Source organism: Kitasatospora sp. NPDC004289, assembly GCF_053602875.1.
In genome coordinates, this window is record NZ_JBSGEL010000011.1 from 37,784 (window position 1) to 54,786 (window position 17,003).

Sequence of the window (17,003 nt, forward strand, 5' to 3'; positions counted from 1 at the left end):
GCCGAGGGTCAGGACGTCGGGCACGCGAACTCCTCGGCGAGGCTGCGGAATTCGGCGATCCGGGCGAGCAGCCCGCCGGTGTCGCCACCGCGGTCGGCGGCGGTCCCGACCAGCGGGCCGCCGACACCGACGGCGAGCGCGCCGGCCGCCAGGAACTCCCGGGCGGCCCGGGCGGCCACACCACCGACCGGAACGAACGGGACGTCGGGGAACGGATCCCGCAGGGCCCTCAGGTACGCCGGGCCGCCCAGGCTGCCGGGGAAGAGCTTCACGGCCGTCGCCCCCTCCGCGTAGGCCTGGGCCACCTCGGTCGGGGTGACGGCGCCCGCGAGCACCGGCATGCCGAGGGACTGCGCCTCGCCGACGGCCTCGGTCAGCCCGGGGGTCACCGCGAACGCCGCACCGGCCGCCGCGGCCGCCCGGGCGTCCGCCGCGGTGAGCAGGGTGCCGGCGCCGAGCGCCGCGTACGGACCGAGGGCCGCACGGGCCCGCTCCAGGACGTGCAGCGCGTTGGCCGTGGTGAGCGAGACCTCGACCAGTTGAACGCCGTTGCCGAACAGGGTGAGCACCGCATCCAGGGCCGCGTCGGGGTCGTTGCCCCTGACGACGGCCAGGATCCGGCGATCCCGCAGGGCTGTGAGCAGGTCGGTTTCGTGCACGGGTACCTCCGGGGCCGGTCGAGAATTTTGGGATATCGTATACCTTCCTGTGGCAGACGACGAAAGGGGGCCCCATGGCCCGCACAGCCCTGATCACCGGCGCGGCGGGCGGCATCGGCCGCGCGGTCGCCGCCCGCCTGCTCGCCGACGGCCTCCGGGTGGCCGCCCTCGACCTGGCCGACCCCGGACTGCCCGGGGTCGCCTACCACCACGCCGACGTGACCGACCCCGAGCAGGTCCGCTCCGCGGTCGCCGCAGCCGTGGCGCGGCTCGGCGGTCTCGACGTCCTGGTGACCTGCGCGGGCGTCACCGAGGGCGCCCCGCTGCACCTGACGACCGATCAGCAGTGGCGGCAGGTGCTGGCCGTCAACCTCGACTCGGTCTTCCACTGCGTCCGCGAGGTGCTGCCCGTGATGACGGCCGCGGGCTCGGGCGCGGTGGTCACCGTCGGCTCCGTCCTGCACCGCACCGCCGCCCCCGGGCTGCCCGCCTACGCCGCCGCCAAGGGCGCCATCGCCGCCCTGACCCGCCAGCTCGCCGTGGACTACGGCCACCACGGGATCAGCTTCGTGACCCTCTCCCCCGGCTGGGTGCGCACCCCCGCCACCGAGTCACGGCTCGCCCCGGGCGAGGACGACCTCGTCCGACTCCGGGAGAGCAACCCCATGCGCACCCTGCTCACCCCCGAGGACATCGCCGCCGCCGTCGCCTTCGCCTCCTCCCCGGCGGCCGCCGCGCTGACCGGCTCGGAACTGGTCCTGGACGCCGGGGCCTCGGTGCTCAGCCCGGCCAGCCTGCTGCGCGACGCCCACCGCGAACGCCTCGGCCTGCCCCCGCTGCACACCCACTGACCGGGGCCCGGGGCCCGACGAACGCGGAAGCGGCGGCGCACGAAGACCTCGTGCACCGCCGCTCCCCGCCCCGCCGGCCACCACCCGGCCCGGCCCACGCGGCCTCGTACGCCCGTCGCCGCCACCCGCCGGCCGCAGGCCGCCCCCGACCGGCGCCGACCGAAGCCGGCCCGCTTCCGCCGGCCTACTCGGACTCCTCGCCCTGCTCCACCTCGTGGGCCGCCTGCGAGCCGATGTGGGCCCGCGCCGCGGCCGCGGCGGCCTGCGGGTCGCGGCTGCGCAGCGCGGCGATGATCGTGTCGTGCTCCTCGACCACCGAGCGCCAGTTGCGCTCGCCCAGCGGCGCGGTGATGCGGTACCGACGGATCGTCAGCAGCAGCTGCTCCACCAGGTCACCGAGTACCCGGTAGCCGGCCGCCTCGGCGAGCAGCCGGTGGAAGCGGGAGTTCAGCTCCGCCATCTCCCCCGTCGCGCCCCCGGCCAGCGAGGCGCGCATGGCCTCCTGGACCTCCTCCAGCTCCGCCAGCTGCCGGTCGTCGATCTGCTGCGCCGCCAGCTCCGCGACCAGCGCCTCGATCGACTCCCGCGCGAGGAAGACTCCGCGCATCTCGTTGACGTCGATCCCGGCCACCGTGACGCCCGCGTGCACCCGGGAGACCAGCAGGCCGTCCGACTCCAGCCGCTTCACCGCCTCCCGGATCGGGATCTTGCTGACGCCGAAGTTCCGGGCGAGTTCGTCCATGTTGATCCGCTCGCCCGGCTTGAGGTCCCCCTGGGCGATGGCGCCGCGCAGGCTCTCGTAGGCCAGGTCGGCCTTGCTCTTCACGGCGGGGATGCGCTCCGCCCAGTTGCTCTGTCCCATCCGTTCATCGTATGCGATATCCCCCGGATCGAACCCGCCTTTCCCGTACCGCCACCACCAGCCACTTCGGCCCGCCCGCACCCCGTCCCAATTGATCAGATTTCGTATACTATATTCAGCGACGCCCCCTCCAGCCGAGGAGCCTCCGATGCCTCGCACCCTCACCACCACCTCCCACCCCCTCGTCCGCCGGTGGGACCTCCTCGCCGACGACCGGGCACCGGGGCAGCTGCGACGCCACGTCGCCGCCGCCCTGGCGGACTGGCAGCTCGGCCGCCTGGCCGACGACCTCGCCCTGATCGCCACCGAGCTCGCCACCAACGCCGTCCGGCACGCCGGCACGCCGGCCCGGGTCACCCTCGCACTGTGCGAGCCGAAACCGGGACGCCATGTCGTGCGCCTGGAGGTGGAGGACTCCGGCCCGGGCTTCGATCCGGCCGCCCCGGTGCCCGCCTCCGACTGCAGCGGCCGCGGCCTGCAGCTGGTGGCGGCCGTGAGCGACGCCTGGGGCGTGCTCCCGCTGGCCGCCGGACTGCTCGCCTGGGCGGAGCTGGCCGCACCACTGGAACAGATTTCGTATATCTAATATTCTTCGCCGATGGCTTCCCTCCCCCGAAGAATCACGGCAGCCGCACTGGCCGCCTGCTGCCTCACCCCCGCGGCCGCCTGCTCGCCCCCACCCGCACCCCGCACCACCGGACGCACCACCATCACGTTCTGGACCATGCCGTTCTGGATCGGCCGACCGTACGAACTCGGGCGCCTGGTCGACGACTTCAACGCCTCCCAGAACAAGGTGACCGTCGAACTCACCGTGCTGGACTGGCAGAACGGCCGCGACACCATCAAGAACGCCGTCATGAACGGCCACGGCCCGGACGTCTGGCTGGCCAACAACGGCCTCGAACTGGACTACCTCACCCACGCCAAGCTCGCCCCGCTCGACGCCCTCGGCTACACCCCGGAGGACCTCCGCCGCTTCCGCCCGCTGGTGAAGGTGAACGAGTACCAGGGCCGGCTCTACGGAGCCCCGCTCTACTTCGACGTCGGCGTCCTGCTCTACCGCACCGACGTGCTCCAGCAGTACGGCTTCACCGCACCCCCGAAGACCTGGGAGGAGCTGAAGTCCACCGCCACCACGATCACCACCAAGTCGGCGGCGGCCGGCAGGAAGGTGACGGGCTGGCAGTTCAAGGGCATGGACGACCACCTCAACGCCGTCAACCCCACCTGGGAGAGCCTGCTCTGCCAGGCCGGCGGCACCCTCACCTCGCCCGACTTCAAGGCCTCCACCCAGAACGGCCCGGCCGGGCGGACCGCACTGGCCTACCTCAAGTCCTTCTACGCGGACCGGACTTCGACCCCCGGCGCCAGCGCCCTCAAGGGCTTCGTCGAGGGCGACGTCGCCATGTTCTCCTTCTACCAGAGCGTGATCTCCGACGTGGCCGCGGGCAACGAGAAGACCAACGGCAAGTGGGCCGTCGCCCCGATGCCGACCGGCCCGAAGAGCGGCTGCTCGGCCGTCGGCGGCCACAGCCTGGTGGCGCGCTCGGACCTGACGGACCCCCAGGCCGCCGGCTCGTTCATGCGCTGGCTGGCCTCGCCCGAGCGCAGCGCCAGGTTCATGGAGTTCCACGGCATCTTCCCGTACGAGGTCGCCAAGGTCTCCCCGGACACCAGGGTCGAGGTCGAGTCCTACTACCGGACCGACACCAGCTGGGCCGCGATCACCGCCCAGTTCGACCGCAGCACCCCGGACCTGCTGCTCCAGCAGCGCCACGGCTTCACCGCCCGGTGGGAGGCCCAGAAGGCCGAGATCCCGGCCGCCGCCCTCGGGCGGACACCGCCCGAGCAGGCCCTGCAGAACGTCGACGCCGCGGTCGGAACGGCCCTGCGCGGGGAGTGACGCCCCGTCGGGTGGCCTCGGACAGGGGACATCGGGCTCATGTGCCCGGGACCCCGGGCGGGTCATGGTGGTGCGACTCGGGGCCACGGCCCGCAGAAGCACCGACACCCGGGAGGGAGGTGTCCCATGGCGATCGTCGTCCGCCGGCTCGAGAAGATCGAGACCACCGCCGGCTGTGAGCTGACCAACGACTGCTGATCCACACCCGGCCGGGGAGTCGGCCGCGGCCCCGCCGCTCCGCCGACTCCCCTCCCGGTCCGCAGCGCGCGGAGAGGAACCACCGTGATACGGCCCAGAGTGAAGCCCGTCCTCCCCCCGATCCCCCTCGGCGACGGCCGCATCCGGCTCGGCACCGACCTCGGCATCGCCGCCGACCTGCAGGACGACGCCCGGGGGCACACCTGGCACCTGCTGAACCTCCTCGACGGCAGCATGACGACGGCCCAGGTCATCGAGTCGATGCTCCGTTTCGATCCGGCCGTCCGCCCGGAGGAGGTCGTGGCGGCCGTCGCCGGTCTCGACGAGGCCGGCTTCCTGGAGGACGCCGCAGCCGCTCCCCCAGCGGTGCTCAGCGAGGCCGAAGTGGTGCGCTACCGCCGCAACTTCGAGTTCTTTTCGCACTTCCACCAGCCCGGCACCACCCGCTTCGACCACCAGGAGCGCCTGAAGCTGGCCCGGGTCACCGTGGTCGGCCTCGGCGGCCTCGGCACCTTCACCGCCCTGTCGCTGGCCGCGCTCGGCGTCGGTGAGCTGACCCTGGTGGACCACGACGTGGTCGACCCCTCCAACCTCAACCGCCAGGTCCTGTACGGCGCTTCGGACATCGGCCGCCCGAAGGCGGAGGCCGCCGCCGAGCACCTGGCCGCCGTCAACCCGCACACCGCCGTCACCGCGCACGTCGCCCGGGTGGCGGGGGTCGCGGACGCCCGGCGCTGGACCACCGGCCGCGACCTGGTCGTCTGCGCGGCCGACCGGCCCCGGCTGCGGATCTACGAGTGGTTCAACGCGGCGGCCCTGGCGGAGGACGTCCCGTGGGTGCGGGCGGGCAACTCCGGCCTGACGGTCAGCGCCTTCCTGCACGTCCCGCGCGAGACGGCCTGCTTCGACTGCGTCCAGCGCACCGCGCGCGAGCAGTCCGCGGACTACGCCGCGGCCGCGACCTACATCGTCGAGCAGCTCGGCGAGACCGGGGTCAACCCCTGCACCGCCCCGGTGGCCGGCCTGGTCGGCAACATCACCGCGCTGGAGGTCACCAAGCAGCTCACCGGCGCGGCCGTCCCGGCGATCCGGGGACGCCGGCTGGTCCTCGACCTCCAGCGGATGGAGATCGAGTACGCGGACGGCATCCGGCGGCCCGACTGTCCGTCCTGCTCCGTCCCCGCCGACTCCACTCCGGGGCAGCGGACATGACCACCCCGCTGACCGACACCAGCACCGTCGAACTCCACCCGCTGCACATCGGACCGCCCGAGGACGGAGTGCACGAGGTGGGGCGCCCCGACACCGGCACCTTCATTGGCCTCCCGGGCGAGGGCGTGGCCGTCATCGAGTGGCTCTCCAGCGGCCTCACCCTCGCCGAGGCGGGCGAACGCTTCACCCAACGCTACGGATCGGCACCGGAGTTGGCGGACTTCCTGGCCGCCCTGGAGGAGTGCGGCTTCGTCCGCGCGATCGACGGGCGGGCCGTCCAGGCCGAGGCCACCACGGCCGAGGCCACCCGGCCGCGCGGATGGCGGCTGCTGTCGGGCCTCCCGCAGTCGGCCGTCGGCTGGCTCCTCGCACCACCTCTGCGCGTGCTGTACGCCCTGGTCTGGCTCGCCGTGCCCGCGCTCCTGCTGGCCCGCCCCGAACTCCTCCCGCGCTCCGGCGACGCCCTCGTCCACCCCCGCCCGATGACCAGCATGATCGTCCTCACCCTGATCGGCTGGGCCCTGATCTTCCTGCACGAGCTGGCCCACCTCCTCACCGCCCGTGCCAGGGGCTGCGTCGGCTCGCTCTCGGTCGGCCGCCGGATGTACTTCCTGGTCGCCCAGACCGACATGACCGGCGTGCGCGCCCTCCCCCGCAAGGAGCGCTACGCCCCCTACCTGGCCGGCATCACCTTCGACCTGTCCGTCCTGCTGGTCTGCTGGACGCTGCGCCTGTCCGGCCTCGACAGCGGCTACGCCCGGGCCGTGGCCTACCTGTGCGCCGTCCAGTTCGTCTTCCAGTGCGCGGTGTTCCTGCGCACCGACCTCTACTACGTGCTCACCAACTGGCTCCGCCTCGGCAACCTCAACGCCGACGCCCGCCTGATGCTGCACAACCTGACGAACCGTCTGCGCGGGCGCCCCCCGACCCCCCTCACCGGCATCCCGGAGCGCGAGCAGCGCATCATCCGCCGCTACCTCCCCCTGCACGTCCTCGGCATCCTGATCGCCCTCGCCAACCTCTGCTGGCTGGTCGTCCCGGCCACCGTCTCCCTGGTCCGCCGCTCCGTCGAGGCCCTCACCTCCAGCGACCTGCTCTCCCGCCTCGACGGCCTCGGCTTCCTCCTGATCCTCACCCTCAACCTCGGCACCCTCCTCACCGTCACCGTCCGCGAACGCCGCGCGGCCGCCCACGGCCAGGGCCCGCCCGTCTCGTGACGCGGCGTCAGCCGGTCGGCCTAGACTCGCCGGAATGAACACCGTGATCCCCGCCGATGCCGATCTCGCCCGCCTGGTCGACGTGTTGCTGGCCACCCCCACCTCCACGTCCGCCGGCCACGACCGCGCCGGGTGGGAGCGGCTCGCCCGCGAGGCCTTCGCCGCCGAAAGCCCCGAGGAGCAGCCCGACCACTGGTGGCTGGCGGTGCCGGGCGAGACGTACGAGGCCGCCTTCGAGGTGCTGGGCCTGCACGAGCGGATCCCGGTGACGGCGCGGTACGGGCAGGAGGCGCAGCAGGAGGACACCAAGTACGCACCGGAGGCGGTGCACCGGGTGTACGTCACGCCCGAGTACGCGGGCTGGCGGCTGATCTACGCCAACGAGCCGCTGGGGACGACCGCTTGGGGCCTGCACGAGGTGATCGAGCGGCTCAGCAAGGCGTGCGGCCGGGCCCAGGTGTACTACCAGGACCCGTTCGCCGACGCGGTGATCTGGGCGGCGGCCGAGGACGGCGAGGTGGTCCGGGGCTACTGGCGCCACGAGGACTCCGAGTGGACCGGAACGCCGCTGCCCTGGGAGACCGTGCTGACCGAGGCGGACTTCGCGGAGGACCCGGACGAGTACGAGGCCTACGCCGACGACCCCGGCCGGGCGGAGACCACCGACGTCAACACCGCCGCCGCACACCTCTCGGTGGACCCGGCCACGATCGACGCCGACACCCCGGTCCGCGGCCACGGCTGGCTCGCCCTGACGGCACCCGGCGCCGGCCACGACGGCTTCGACGGGCAGCTGCGGCTCTGACCCCGGCCCGCCGGAGGCCAGCGACGCGGAGCTCACGAGCGGGACCGTGTCCCCGGGTCAGCCGGAGAGTCCGATCTCCATCCGCAGGTCGCGGTTGGCGCGGCCGAAGGCCAGGTCCCGGAGGTCGGATACGGCCCGTTCCACCGTCGCGGTGTTCTGATCCGTGCGCACGGTCCGGGCGAGGGCGGCCAGCTCGTCGAGTTCGAGGCGGTACTTGTCCACCAGCGGCTTCTTGGAGCTGCCCCAGTCGCGGCCGTCGATCGCCGCCCGGGTGCCCGTGACGGCGTCGGCCACCTGGCGGGCGTACTCACGGTGCTCCTCGACCGCGTCGGCGACCGCCTTGTCCGGCCAGGTGGTCAGGAGCACCTCCAAGTCGCGGGTGGCGGCGAGGTAGGCCATCTGCTTGGTGGAGAGCAGGCCGGCGTCCTGCCGGAGCGAACCGCTGCGGGCCTGCTCCGTCTCGATCAGACAGACGACCTTCATGTGATCGTCAATGATGATCATTCGGCTTCCCGCGTCCTCGGGCAGCCGCAGGGCGTCGGGGGCGTAGTCCCCTCGCACGCCCGCGCACTTCCGGCCGAGCACCGCGTCGTCGGGGAGTTCACGACCGGGCAGGCTGGCCACGGCAGTGACCTCCGCGTGGTGCGGCCGGTCGCACGGCACGGTGGCCAGCGCGTCCTCGAGCCTGCCGACCGCGACCACCTCCACGAGGCACTGACCCGTGGTCAGCTCCACCAGCAGGGTCTTCTCCTCCGGGGCCTTCCCCGCCACCTTCGGGGCCGGGCGGTCCAGCAGTCCCGGGACGACCAGCGCCAGCGCCACGAGCCAGGCCACCGACAGGACCACACCCGTGACCGCGCGCCCGCGCCGCCGGCGCGGACGGCCACCCTGCGGGCGCAACGCGGCCAGGCCGACGCCGATCCCGGCCAGCGCACCGATCCCGGTGAACCCCAGCACCCCGAGGACGAGCGCCGCGGTCGCCCCGCGCTCGCTGCCGGCCGGTTCGGGCTCCGGCGCTCCGGCGACCGGGCTGTCGGCGGCCCGGTCGGCGACGGCACCGTGCGGGTCGGGTATCGATGACACCTTTGCGTGGCTCCCCTGTGAGTCGAAGATCGCCGAGGCGGCGGTCACGCGACCATAGCCGAGCGGGCCCCGTCCTCGCTCCGAGGCCCGAGGTCCGAGGACGGGGCCCCGGCTCTGGCCCCGGCTCTGGCCGGGACCGGCGGAAGGCCCTGATCGAAAAGGCACCGTTCGGGCCGGGTTCGCCGGGAACCGCCCGGGTTGAACACCAGAATCGAACAACGCCATCATCGACTCCGTGAACGAGACCTGGCAGAGCATCAACGTCCATGCAGAACACCTGAGTTCGGCGTCCAGCCTGCCGCTCGAACAGCAGTGGCTGGTGCAGACCGTCAAGCTCCAGGAGGAGTGCGGAGAGGTCGCCGAAGCCGTCATCGGCGCCCTCGGCGAGAATCCGCGCAAGGGCTTCTCCCACACCTGGGACGACGTCCGGGCGGAGGTGTGCGACGTGATCGTCACCGGCATGGTGATGCTGGCCCGGATGGGCGGCGACCCCGCCTGGTACTTCGAGGAGCACCTGCGCGGTGTCACCGACCGCGCCGGGCTGCGCGAGGACCGCACCTCCTGACCGACACGGCCGACCGGCGGCCGCCCGCCCTCACACCAGCGGGGGCCGCCCCAGCCTGGTCATCCGCAGGACGGTCCGCCACCTCATCGGCCGGCGCGGCCCGCAGGGGGTGCGGATCCCCTCGACGAACCCGCCGCACCACGCCTTCAGGCCTCGGGCGGACCGCATCCGCAGCAGCGTGAGCACGATCCACACGCCCAGGTACACCGGCACCAGGAGCCACGGCAGCCGACGCCGGGCGAGCCAGACCCGGTTCCGGGCGGTGTTGCGGTAGTAGACGGCGTGCCGGGCGGCGGAGGTGCGGGGGTGCTGGAGCACCAACTCCGGTTCGTAGAGGATGTCCCAGCCGTCGTCGAGGGCCCGCCAGGCCAGGTCCGTCTCCTCGTGGCCGAAGAAGAACTCCCCGGGCCAGTCGCCGATCCGCTCCAGCATCGGGACGGAGAAGGCGTGCCCACCCCCGAGGAAGGCGGTGACCAGCCCGCGCCGCATCGGGTCGCCCGCCCGCAGCCGGGGGACCCAGCGCCGCAGCGTGTGCCCCTGCTCGTCCGCGACGCGGAACCCGACGATCCCCAGCCGGGGGTCCGCCGCGAAGAGCTCCTGGATCCTGCGGAAGACGTCGGTGGCGATCAGCAGCCCGTCGTCGTCCAACTCGACGACGACGTCGACCTCTCCGGACTCGCGCAGGATCCGGAGCCCGACGTTGCGGCCCCCGGGGCAGCCGAGGTTCTCCTCCAGCGGGACCTTGGTGACCTTCGCCCCGGCGTCCGCCGTGACGTCGGTGAGCGGCGTCGCGTTCCCGACCAGCACCACCCGGGCCGCCGGCGCGTCCTGCTCCGCCACGGACGTCAGCAGGGCCTCCAGCTCCCGCGGGCGGGTGCCCATCGTCACGATCGCGACTCCAATGCGCGGCATCGACATGGCGGTGGCTCCTGGTGCTCGGCTGTCCCGCCGATGCTACCCATCCGCCTCGGGTGACCTCGGGGCCGGGACGGCGCGGTCGCGTTGGAGGTCGAGGAGTTCGCGGAACAGGCCCTTCTCCGCGGCGAGTTCGGGCCACGTGCCGCTCTGGACGATTCGGCCGGCGTCCATCACGATCACCCGGTCCGCGAGGGCGGCGTTGGTGACGTTGTGGGTGACCAGGAGGGTGATGCGGCCGGGGGCGAAGGCGCGCAGGGCGTGCAGGATCTTGTGCTCGGCGCGCGGGTCGAGGTCGCTGGTCGGTTCGTCCAGGACGAGCAGGCCGGGGTTGCGGGTGGTGCGGTACAAGGCCCGCGCCACGGCGGCCCGTTGCCAGCCTCCGCCGGACAACTCGGCTCCGCCGAGCCAGCCCTGGGCGAGCAGGGTGCGCCAGCCGGAGCGGAGCCGGTCCACCGTCTCGTCGAAGCCGGTCCGGGCGGCGGCGTCCCGGACGGCGGCCATCACGTCCGCGTCGCCGTGCCCGAGGTGGACGTTCTCGGCAGCGGAGAGCGGCCAGCGGGCGAACTCCTGCGGGACCCGGGCGACCCGTGACCAGAGGGCCTCGGCGTCCATCGCCTCGACCGGAACGCCGTCCCAGGTGATGGTGCCGGTCTGCGGCAGCAGCAGGCCGGAGAGGAGTTTCAGCAGGGTGGTCTTGCCGCTGCCGTTCTGGCCGATGACGGCCACGATCTCGCCGGAGCGCAGGGTGAGGTCCACGTCCCGCAGCGCGGGCTCCTGCTGGTCGCCGGGGTAGCGGTGGGTCAGGCCCCGGACCTCGACGGCCTTCGGCGCACCCGGGACGGCGGTGCCGCGACGGATGCGGTAGCCGCCCGCCTCGTCCAGGAAGGTGAAGTAGTCGTCCAGGTAGAGCCCCATCCGGTAGAGCCGGGTGCCGTTGCCGACCATGCCCTGCACGCCCCCGGTCGCGGTGCGGATCGCGAAGACCGCGCCGCCCGCCGCGGCGAGGTCGATCCGGCCGGAGGCGACCAGGTAGAGCAGGGTGCCCCAGATCAGGGCGCTGCCGGCGCCGGTGCCCAGGGCGGCCCAGAGCGAGACCCGGGCGGCCTCCCGGGTGGCCCGATCGGTCGCGGCGGCGATCCGCGCCTCGACCCGCCGGTACTTGCCCATCATGAACGGGGTGACCTGGTCCGAACGGACCTGGTCCGCACGGCCCTTGTCGATCAGGTACCAACGGTAGACCCGCAGGGCCTGCCGCTCCTCGTTGGTGGAGCGGGAGGCGAGGTAGTGGATCCGGGCGGTGCGGACGGCGGCGACGCCGGTCGGCACCGAGCCCAGCAGCAGGAACGGGACGATCCGCCAGTCCAGGGTGACCAGCACGCCGGCGGCCGCGATCAGCGAGATCGCGGCGGCGATCACGTCCTGCGCGCTGGAGAGCAGGTCGGGGGTGGTGGCCGCGCCGCGGTCGGCGGCCTCCCAGCGGTCCGAGTAGGCCGGTTCGTCGTAGGCGCTCAACTCGGCGGAGCAGCCCGCCGCGAGCAGCGCCAGGTCGGCCTCCCGGTTGATCCTCGGCGAGACCCGGCCGGACAGACCCACCACCGCGATGGCCAGTACGGCCCGCAGCCCGGCCGACACCACCAGCAGCGTCAACGACGGTGCGGCGGACCGCAGGTGCTCGCCGACCGGGCCGGGGGCCAGCAGCGCCGCCAGCGTCCCGGTGGTCGAGTACAGCGCGAGCGCCTCGAAGACGCCCGACAGCACCTGACACACCAGCAGCCACGCCGTCGCGGCCCGGTCGGCCTCCCAGGCCAGGCCCAGTGCCCGGCGCACAAGTTGGGGCAGCCGCCGCACCATCGCGACGGTGGACATCGACTCGACGAACTCCTGCGGCCCGTCACCGGGGAAGCGGGAGCGGACCTCCTCGTCCCCCTCTCCCGTCCCTCCCGTCTCCTCGGTGGCGGCGCCCTTCGAGGTCTGCATGCCGGACAAGCGGTGCTCCTCACTCCCCGGAGGGGGTCCTCTCGCTGGGAGTCCCACGGTAGGAGGCGGACGGGGGCCCTGTCGGCAGCTCGGCGGCAATCCCACACGATCCGGTGAAGCTTCCAACTGGCCTGATCTACAGCAGAGTTGAGGCACCTCCAGGATTGTCCCAGACCCCTCCGACAGACCCCGCGCACCGGCCTCCGCCGTCGGTGGGACCCCCTACCGTGAGGCCGACGCACCGAGGAACGAGGACCACGACGATGACCAAGGACGTTGACGCGCTGAACCGGCGGTTGGCCACCCTGCACGCCGCCCGGACGGCCTCCGGCCCGTTCCGGGCGCTCTCCTTCACCGGCGTGGTGGCCGAGCACGGCGACCGGGCCGTTCTGCACGCGGACGAACTACTCCTCGGCGCACCGCAGCTCGCCCTGACCGCCGACCTCTCCGCACCGCACGGCCGGATCCCGCTCCGGATCCCCGTGCTCTCCGGCGCCGTCGCCGTCATGGAGGCCGCCGGGCAGTCGCCCCGGATGACGGACTACCACCTCTTCACCCCCGCCGACGGAGCCCACCTCTCCCTGACCGTCGCCCGGCAACCCCCGCACCCGGACGGCACCTTGGTGCTCGACCTCACCACCGCCGCCGACCTCACCGTCGACCGGCTGGAGACGCCTGCGGAGCGCGAGGTCGTCGAGAGCTTCGTCACCGGGATGCTGCACTCCCTCGAAGGCCCGGCCGGCCGCTACGAGTTGAGCCCCGCGGCCGACGTCCGCGCGCTCGCCACCGCCGCCCTCGACCCCGCACGCCGGATCACCTTCACCACCAGCTCCGAGACCCCGTTCGTCCGGGCCGGTAACCACCGCCTGTTCTTCTTCGCCCACGACGGCCGCCCCCTCGACCGCGAGCCCGTCCTCACCCTGCACGGCCCCGGCTCCCTCGATCCGGGCGCCCCGGTCTACGTCGCCCCCGACACCGTCCCGGTGCACGCCGTCGCGGTGATCGTCGCGGAGCTGTCCGGCGGCCCCGAGGGGAACCTCCGGGGCGTCCACAGCGTCCTGCTGACGCCGGATCACCTCACCTGACGCCACCGGCCGGGCCGCGCGCCTGGCATGTGATCCTCATCTCCGCCCGCGCCCGGTGCGAGCGCGCGGCCGCCGACCTGCGGTAGAAACGTCCCGCTCGACCACAGCCACAGGGGGAACCATGAACCACCGCACCGCAGTTGCCGTCCTCGGCACCGCCACCGCCGCACTGCTGCTCACCAGCTGCTCCGACACCCAGGAGCTGTCCTACGGCAGCGGCGCCAAGAAGGACAACATCGAGGTCAGCGTGGAGCGGGTGGTCGCCGGGACGACCGCCGACCTCTCCGTGCTCAAGGACGCGTCCAAGTACCAGGGCCGCACGCCCTACTACCTGCACTACAAGGTGACCAAGACCGCTGCCGGGGACGTGACCGGCCCCTCCTTCGACGTCACGGCCGACGGCGACCTGCTGACCCGGCTGAGCATCATGGCCGCCTTCCCGGAGCCGGTGGTCGGGGCGGACGGCAAGCTGAGCTACAAGGAGGCGCCGAAGTTCGACAAGTGCCTCGACTCGCACGACTCGGCCAAGTTCAAGGCGGCGGGAGCGGGCGAGAGTTACGAGGGCTGCATGGTCTACCTCTCCGCCACGGGCTCCACCGCCGCCCCCTCGAAGGTCGAGTGGGTCAAGGGCGGCCTGCTGCGCCGCAAGGACGACGAGGCCTTCGCCGTCTGGAAGTGAGCCGGAGGTGAGCACGCGAAGGCCCGGTTGGCCTGACGCTCGGTCAGGCCAACCGGGCCGGGTCACGTTGACCGGTGACTGGTCGGGTCACTTCTCGCAGGCGATCCCGTCACCGTCACGGTCGAGGCCGGAACGGTAGCCCGGCTCGCCGCGGTAGAGGGGAGCGGCGCCTGCAGCCTTGGCGGCGGTGCAGTTGGCGTAGTACGCCGAGCCGCCACCCCCGCCCTGGGACGCCTCGTTCTGTTGCGGGGCAGCCGGTGCGGCCGGGGCGGGCGGCGTGGTCGCCGCAACCGGGGGTGCCGGCGGCGGGGTGGTCGGGGCAACGGGCTCGGGCGTCGGTGTCGGCGTCGGAGCAGCAGTCGGCGCCTCCTCCTGGACCGGGCTCGGCGTCGCCGTGACCGTCGCGGTCACCGAGGCAGTGGCGGTCGCGGTGACCGTCGCCGTGGGGGTGACGGACGGCGTCCCGGGCGTCGCGGCGTCCTTCTCGGTCGGGCCGATGATCACGCCGAGCCAGATCAGCGAGGCGAAGGCGCACCAGACGGTGAGCAGCACCTTGGCCGTCACGTTCAGGCGGCGCGAGCCCCACAGCCAGACGGCGGCGATCGGGGGCAGCAGGACGAGGGCCGCGACCCGCACCAGGCGGTTCCCGAAGCTCCGGGGACCGGGCGGCGGGGCGGCGGCAGGCGGATGAGGCTGGTCGTACGGGTTCAACAGGGGTCCATCGTTCGTGGTGGGACGGTGTTCCGTGAAACCGTACGGACGACCGAGGGCCCGGCGGACGGGTCCGAAGTCCCCGTTCCGCCGTGCGCTGGGTCACACGAGCGCCAGCCCCCCGCTCAGCCGCCGTAGACCTGGAAGCCCGAGACCTGCCCGGCCGGCCAGCCCGTGTTGGCGGTGAACGTCAGACGGAGGTGTCGGGCGGTGGCGGTGAGGTTCAGGGTGGCGGTGTTGCCGGTGGCAGGGTCGAAGGTGACGGCGGCGGCGGGGAGCAGCTGGGTGAACGCGGTGCCGTCGGTGCTGCCGCTGACGGCAACGGTCTGGCTCCTGGTCGACCAGGCCGCGACGGGGGGCAGCGTCAGCACGATCCGGCGTACCCCGGCCACGGTGCCCAGGTCGACCTGGAGCCACTGCGGGAAGGCGTTGTTGGCGCTCTCCCAGTAGCTGCCGGGGTTGCCGTCGACCGCGTTGCCGGAGCCGTAGACCTGGGTGTGGCTGCTCTCCGAGGTGGGCCGGTTCCGGGCCAGGTCGACATCGGGGGAACCACCCGTGGCCGTGGTCGCCGAGACCGGCCCCGAGGGCGCCGAGACCGCGCCCGCCGCGTCGAGCGCCTGCACGTCGAAGGTGTAACCGGTGGCGGGGGCGAGGCCGTTGACGGTGTACGAGGTCACGTTCCCGGCGACGGTGGCGACCGGCACCGCCGTGGTGCCGGTGATCCGCCGCACCCGGTAGCCGGTGACGCCGACGTTGTCGGTGGCGGCCGTCCAGGCCAGCGCGACGGTGGTGTCGGTAACGGCGGTGACCCGGAGGTTCCCGGGGGCGGTGGGCGGCACCGTGTCGCCGCCCCCGGCCACCGGCGGGGTCGGCCGGGTCGCGGTGACGGCGAGCTGCCCCTTGAGCATCCGGCCGCCGTCCCCGGTCAGCCGCAGGTAGTAGTCGGAGGAGCAGGCGGTGCCGTCCTCGTCCAGGGCGAGGAAGCCGGAGCCGGCCGGTACCCAGGCCTGGGACTCGGCGGTCTTGGCGATCTGGTTGCCCTCGTTGTACTCGTCGAACATCGAGACGTACGCGGAGGCCACGCCCGCCCGGGCCATGTTGTAGAACTGACGCCACATGAAGTCGCCGTGGGCGCGCTGGCGGTCGCCCACGCCGCCGGGCAGCACGCAGGGCTGGTAGTCGACGCCGCGCGCGGTGCAGTCCGCCAGGTCGGGCACGGTCGCCACGTTGTAGAAGTTGTCGGCGTCGGCGGCGTTGCCGATCCGGCCGACCATCCACGGCGAGAGCATGTCGAAGGCGTGGTAGACCCCGGTGAACCCGGGCCGGGAGTCCCGGTCGCCGGTGCGCCACCAGGTCGGCACCCCGCCGATGACGTAACACCCCTGCGCCTTGAACCAGTTGACCACGTCCAGGCAGGCGTCCGGGCCGAACGGTCGCTGGCCGTCGTTGAAGCCGAAGCCCCAGATGCACACCACCGGCTTCCCGTTCTGCCGCGCGTACGCGGCCGAGCCGGTGTGGGCGCGCATCTTGCCCGTCCAGTCCGCCTTGATGTCGGTCTGCATGGTCGTCCAGTCGGAGACGTCGTACATCACGTAGAACTTCACGCCCTGCGCCTCGGCCGCCGACCGCACCTTGCCGGCCATCGCGTCGCGGGTCGGGCCCTCGCCGCCGGTCGGGTTGAAGCGCTGGAGCGCGGCGGTGTCGATGCCGTACTCCCGCATCCAGCGGAAGTGCACGTCCACCGTCGACTGGTCGTAGGAGGAGAACAGCGAAGCCGGCTGCCCGTTCCCCAGGTTGGCGAAGGCGGTGCCGTAGGTCCTCGGGTAGTCGCGGACGTCCGGCCACGCGACGATCGCCCGGTTCGCGGCCGACGGCACCTGGCCCCAGTTCTGCGCCCAGTGCCACCACCCGTTCACCGGCGCCCCGTCGCCCGCGCAGGCGAACCACCCCTGGTACCCGACGGTCACCTTCCCGACCACGTCCCCGGGGCCGCTCACCGCGGCGGCGGCCGGGCCGGCGAGTGCCCCCTCTCCGAGCCCGACCGCCCCGGCGACCCCCGCGGCCGTGGCCGCCTGCAGGAACGTGCGCCGCGTGAGACCCATTCGCTTCTCCTTCGACCGGTCGTCCTCGTCCACTCCGCACCCGTGGCGGGCGACTGAAGCGTAATCAGGGCGACATCCGCACGCAATACTCGGGCAGCAAGACGCAAATTCCATTCACTTGAACGCAAAACGAACCGGCCCGCTCCAGGAAGGAGCGGGCCGGTCGGATGGTC

Annotated in this window: 16 protein-coding genes; 9 read left to right on the forward strand and 7 right to left on the reverse strand. The window is 73.1% G+C overall.

The genetic code is table 11. From position 1 onward, the window contains the following. Window positions 1-8: 8 nt before the first annotated feature. Window positions 9-659 (reverse strand): bifunctional 4-hydroxy-2-oxoglutarate aldolase/2-dehydro-3-deoxy-phosphogluconate aldolase, encoded by a 651-nt coding sequence (locus ACWEPF_RS10070; RefSeq protein ID WP_452172205.1) that lies wholly within the window; start codon window positions 657-659, stop codon window positions 9-11. 74 nt (window positions 660-733) lie between these two features. Between ACWEPF_RS10070 and ACWEPF_RS10075 the strand changes: the two genes are divergently transcribed. Then, window positions 734-1,510, forward strand: a complete 777-nt coding sequence (locus ACWEPF_RS10075) for an SDR family NAD(P)-dependent oxidoreductase (RefSeq protein WP_452172206.1) — start codon at window positions 734-736, stop codon at window positions 1,508-1,510. A gap of 184 nt (window positions 1,511-1,694) precedes the next feature. Here ACWEPF_RS10075 and ACWEPF_RS10080 read toward each other — a convergent pair whose 3' ends face one another. After that, entirely contained in the window at window positions 1,695-2,372 is a 678-nt protein-coding gene (locus ACWEPF_RS10080; protein WP_452172207.1) for a GntR family transcriptional regulator, read from the reverse strand. Between the two features lie 148 nt (window positions 2,373-2,520). On the opposite strand from ACWEPF_RS10080, the gene ACWEPF_RS10085 reads away from it, so the two are divergent. The 5 genes from ACWEPF_RS10085 to ACWEPF_RS10105 all read left to right on the forward strand — a co-directional run bounded on the left by ACWEPF_RS10085 (window position 2,521) and on the right by ACWEPF_RS10105 (window position 7,710). After that, window positions 2,521-2,958 (forward strand): ATP-binding protein, encoded by a 438-nt coding sequence (locus ACWEPF_RS10085; protein ID WP_452172208.1) that lies wholly within the window; start codon window positions 2,521-2,523, stop codon window positions 2,956-2,958. Window positions 2,959-2,970: 12 nt separating this feature from the next. Continuing rightward, window positions 2,971-4,278 (forward strand): ABC transporter substrate-binding protein, encoded by a 1,308-nt coding sequence (locus ACWEPF_RS10090; protein WP_452172209.1) that lies wholly within the window; start codon window positions 2,971-2,973, stop codon window positions 4,276-4,278. A gap of 282 nt (window positions 4,279-4,560) precedes the next feature. After that, window positions 4,561-5,688, forward strand: coding sequence for a HesA/MoeB/ThiF family protein (locus ACWEPF_RS10095; protein ID WP_452172210.1), 1,128 nt, complete (start codon window positions 4,561-4,563; stop codon window positions 5,686-5,688). Further along, a complete protein-coding gene (locus tag ACWEPF_RS10100) occupies window positions 5,685-6,905 on the forward strand; it encodes a hypothetical protein (RefSeq protein WP_452172211.1) in 1,221 nt (406 codons plus the stop codon). The genes ACWEPF_RS10095 and ACWEPF_RS10100 overlap by 4 nt, the downstream gene beginning before the upstream one ends. Before the next feature lie 34 nt (window positions 6,906-6,939). Further along, on the forward strand, window positions 6,940-7,710 hold the full coding sequence (locus tag ACWEPF_RS10105) for a hypothetical protein (RefSeq protein ID WP_452172212.1): 771 nt from the start codon (window positions 6,940-6,942) through the stop codon (window positions 7,708-7,710). Between the two features lie 57 nt (window positions 7,711-7,767). Here ACWEPF_RS10105 and ACWEPF_RS10110 read toward each other — a convergent pair whose 3' ends face one another. Continuing rightward, the gene (locus tag ACWEPF_RS10110; protein ID WP_452172213.1) at window positions 7,768-8,793 is read right to left on the reverse strand and encodes a DUF4190 domain-containing protein; all 1,026 of its coding nucleotides are present in this window, start codon (window positions 8,791-8,793) and stop codon (window positions 7,768-7,770) included. Window positions 8,794-9,028: 235 nt separating this feature from the next. Here ACWEPF_RS10110 and ACWEPF_RS10115 point away from each other — a divergent pair, with 235 nt between their 5' ends. Then, window positions 9,029-9,358 (forward strand): MazG-like family protein, encoded by a 330-nt coding sequence (locus ACWEPF_RS10115; RefSeq protein ID WP_345281573.1) that lies wholly within the window; start codon window positions 9,029-9,031, stop codon window positions 9,356-9,358. A gap of 30 nt (window positions 9,359-9,388) precedes the next feature. On the opposite strand, the gene ACWEPF_RS10120 is transcribed toward ACWEPF_RS10115, so the two are convergent. After that, entirely contained in the window at window positions 9,389-10,276 is an 888-nt protein-coding gene (locus ACWEPF_RS10120) for a glycosyltransferase family 2 protein (protein WP_452172214.1), read from the reverse strand. A gap of 36 nt (window positions 10,277-10,312) precedes the next feature. After that, window positions 10,313-12,253: an ATP-binding cassette domain-containing protein gene (locus ACWEPF_RS10125; RefSeq protein ID WP_452172294.1), complete on the reverse strand. Its 1,941-nt coding sequence runs from the start codon at window positions 12,251-12,253 to the stop codon at window positions 10,313-10,315. Between the two features lie 263 nt (window positions 12,254-12,516). Here ACWEPF_RS10125 and ACWEPF_RS10130 point away from each other — a divergent pair, with 263 nt between their 5' ends. Then, entirely contained in the window at window positions 12,517-13,338 is an 822-nt protein-coding gene (locus ACWEPF_RS10130) for a hypothetical protein (protein WP_452172215.1), read from the forward strand. 121 nt (window positions 13,339-13,459) lie between these two features. Beyond that, entirely contained in the window at window positions 13,460-14,017 is a 558-nt protein-coding gene (locus tag ACWEPF_RS10135; RefSeq protein WP_452172216.1) for a hypothetical protein, read from the forward strand. 87 nt (window positions 14,018-14,104) lie between these two features. On the opposite strand, the gene ACWEPF_RS10140 is transcribed toward ACWEPF_RS10135, so the two are convergent. Together ACWEPF_RS10140 and ACWEPF_RS10145 are read right to left on the reverse strand one after the other, a co-directional pair. Then, the gene (locus ACWEPF_RS10140; protein ID WP_452172217.1) at window positions 14,105-14,653 is read right to left on the reverse strand and encodes an excalibur calcium-binding domain-containing protein; all 549 of its coding nucleotides are present in this window, start codon (window positions 14,651-14,653) and stop codon (window positions 14,105-14,107) included. A 200-nt stretch (window positions 14,654-14,853) separates the two neighbouring features. Beyond that, entirely contained in the window at window positions 14,854-16,830 is a 1,977-nt protein-coding gene (locus ACWEPF_RS10145) for a discoidin domain-containing protein (RefSeq protein ID WP_452172218.1), read from the reverse strand. Between the last annotated feature and the right edge of the window lie 173 nt (window positions 16,831-17,003).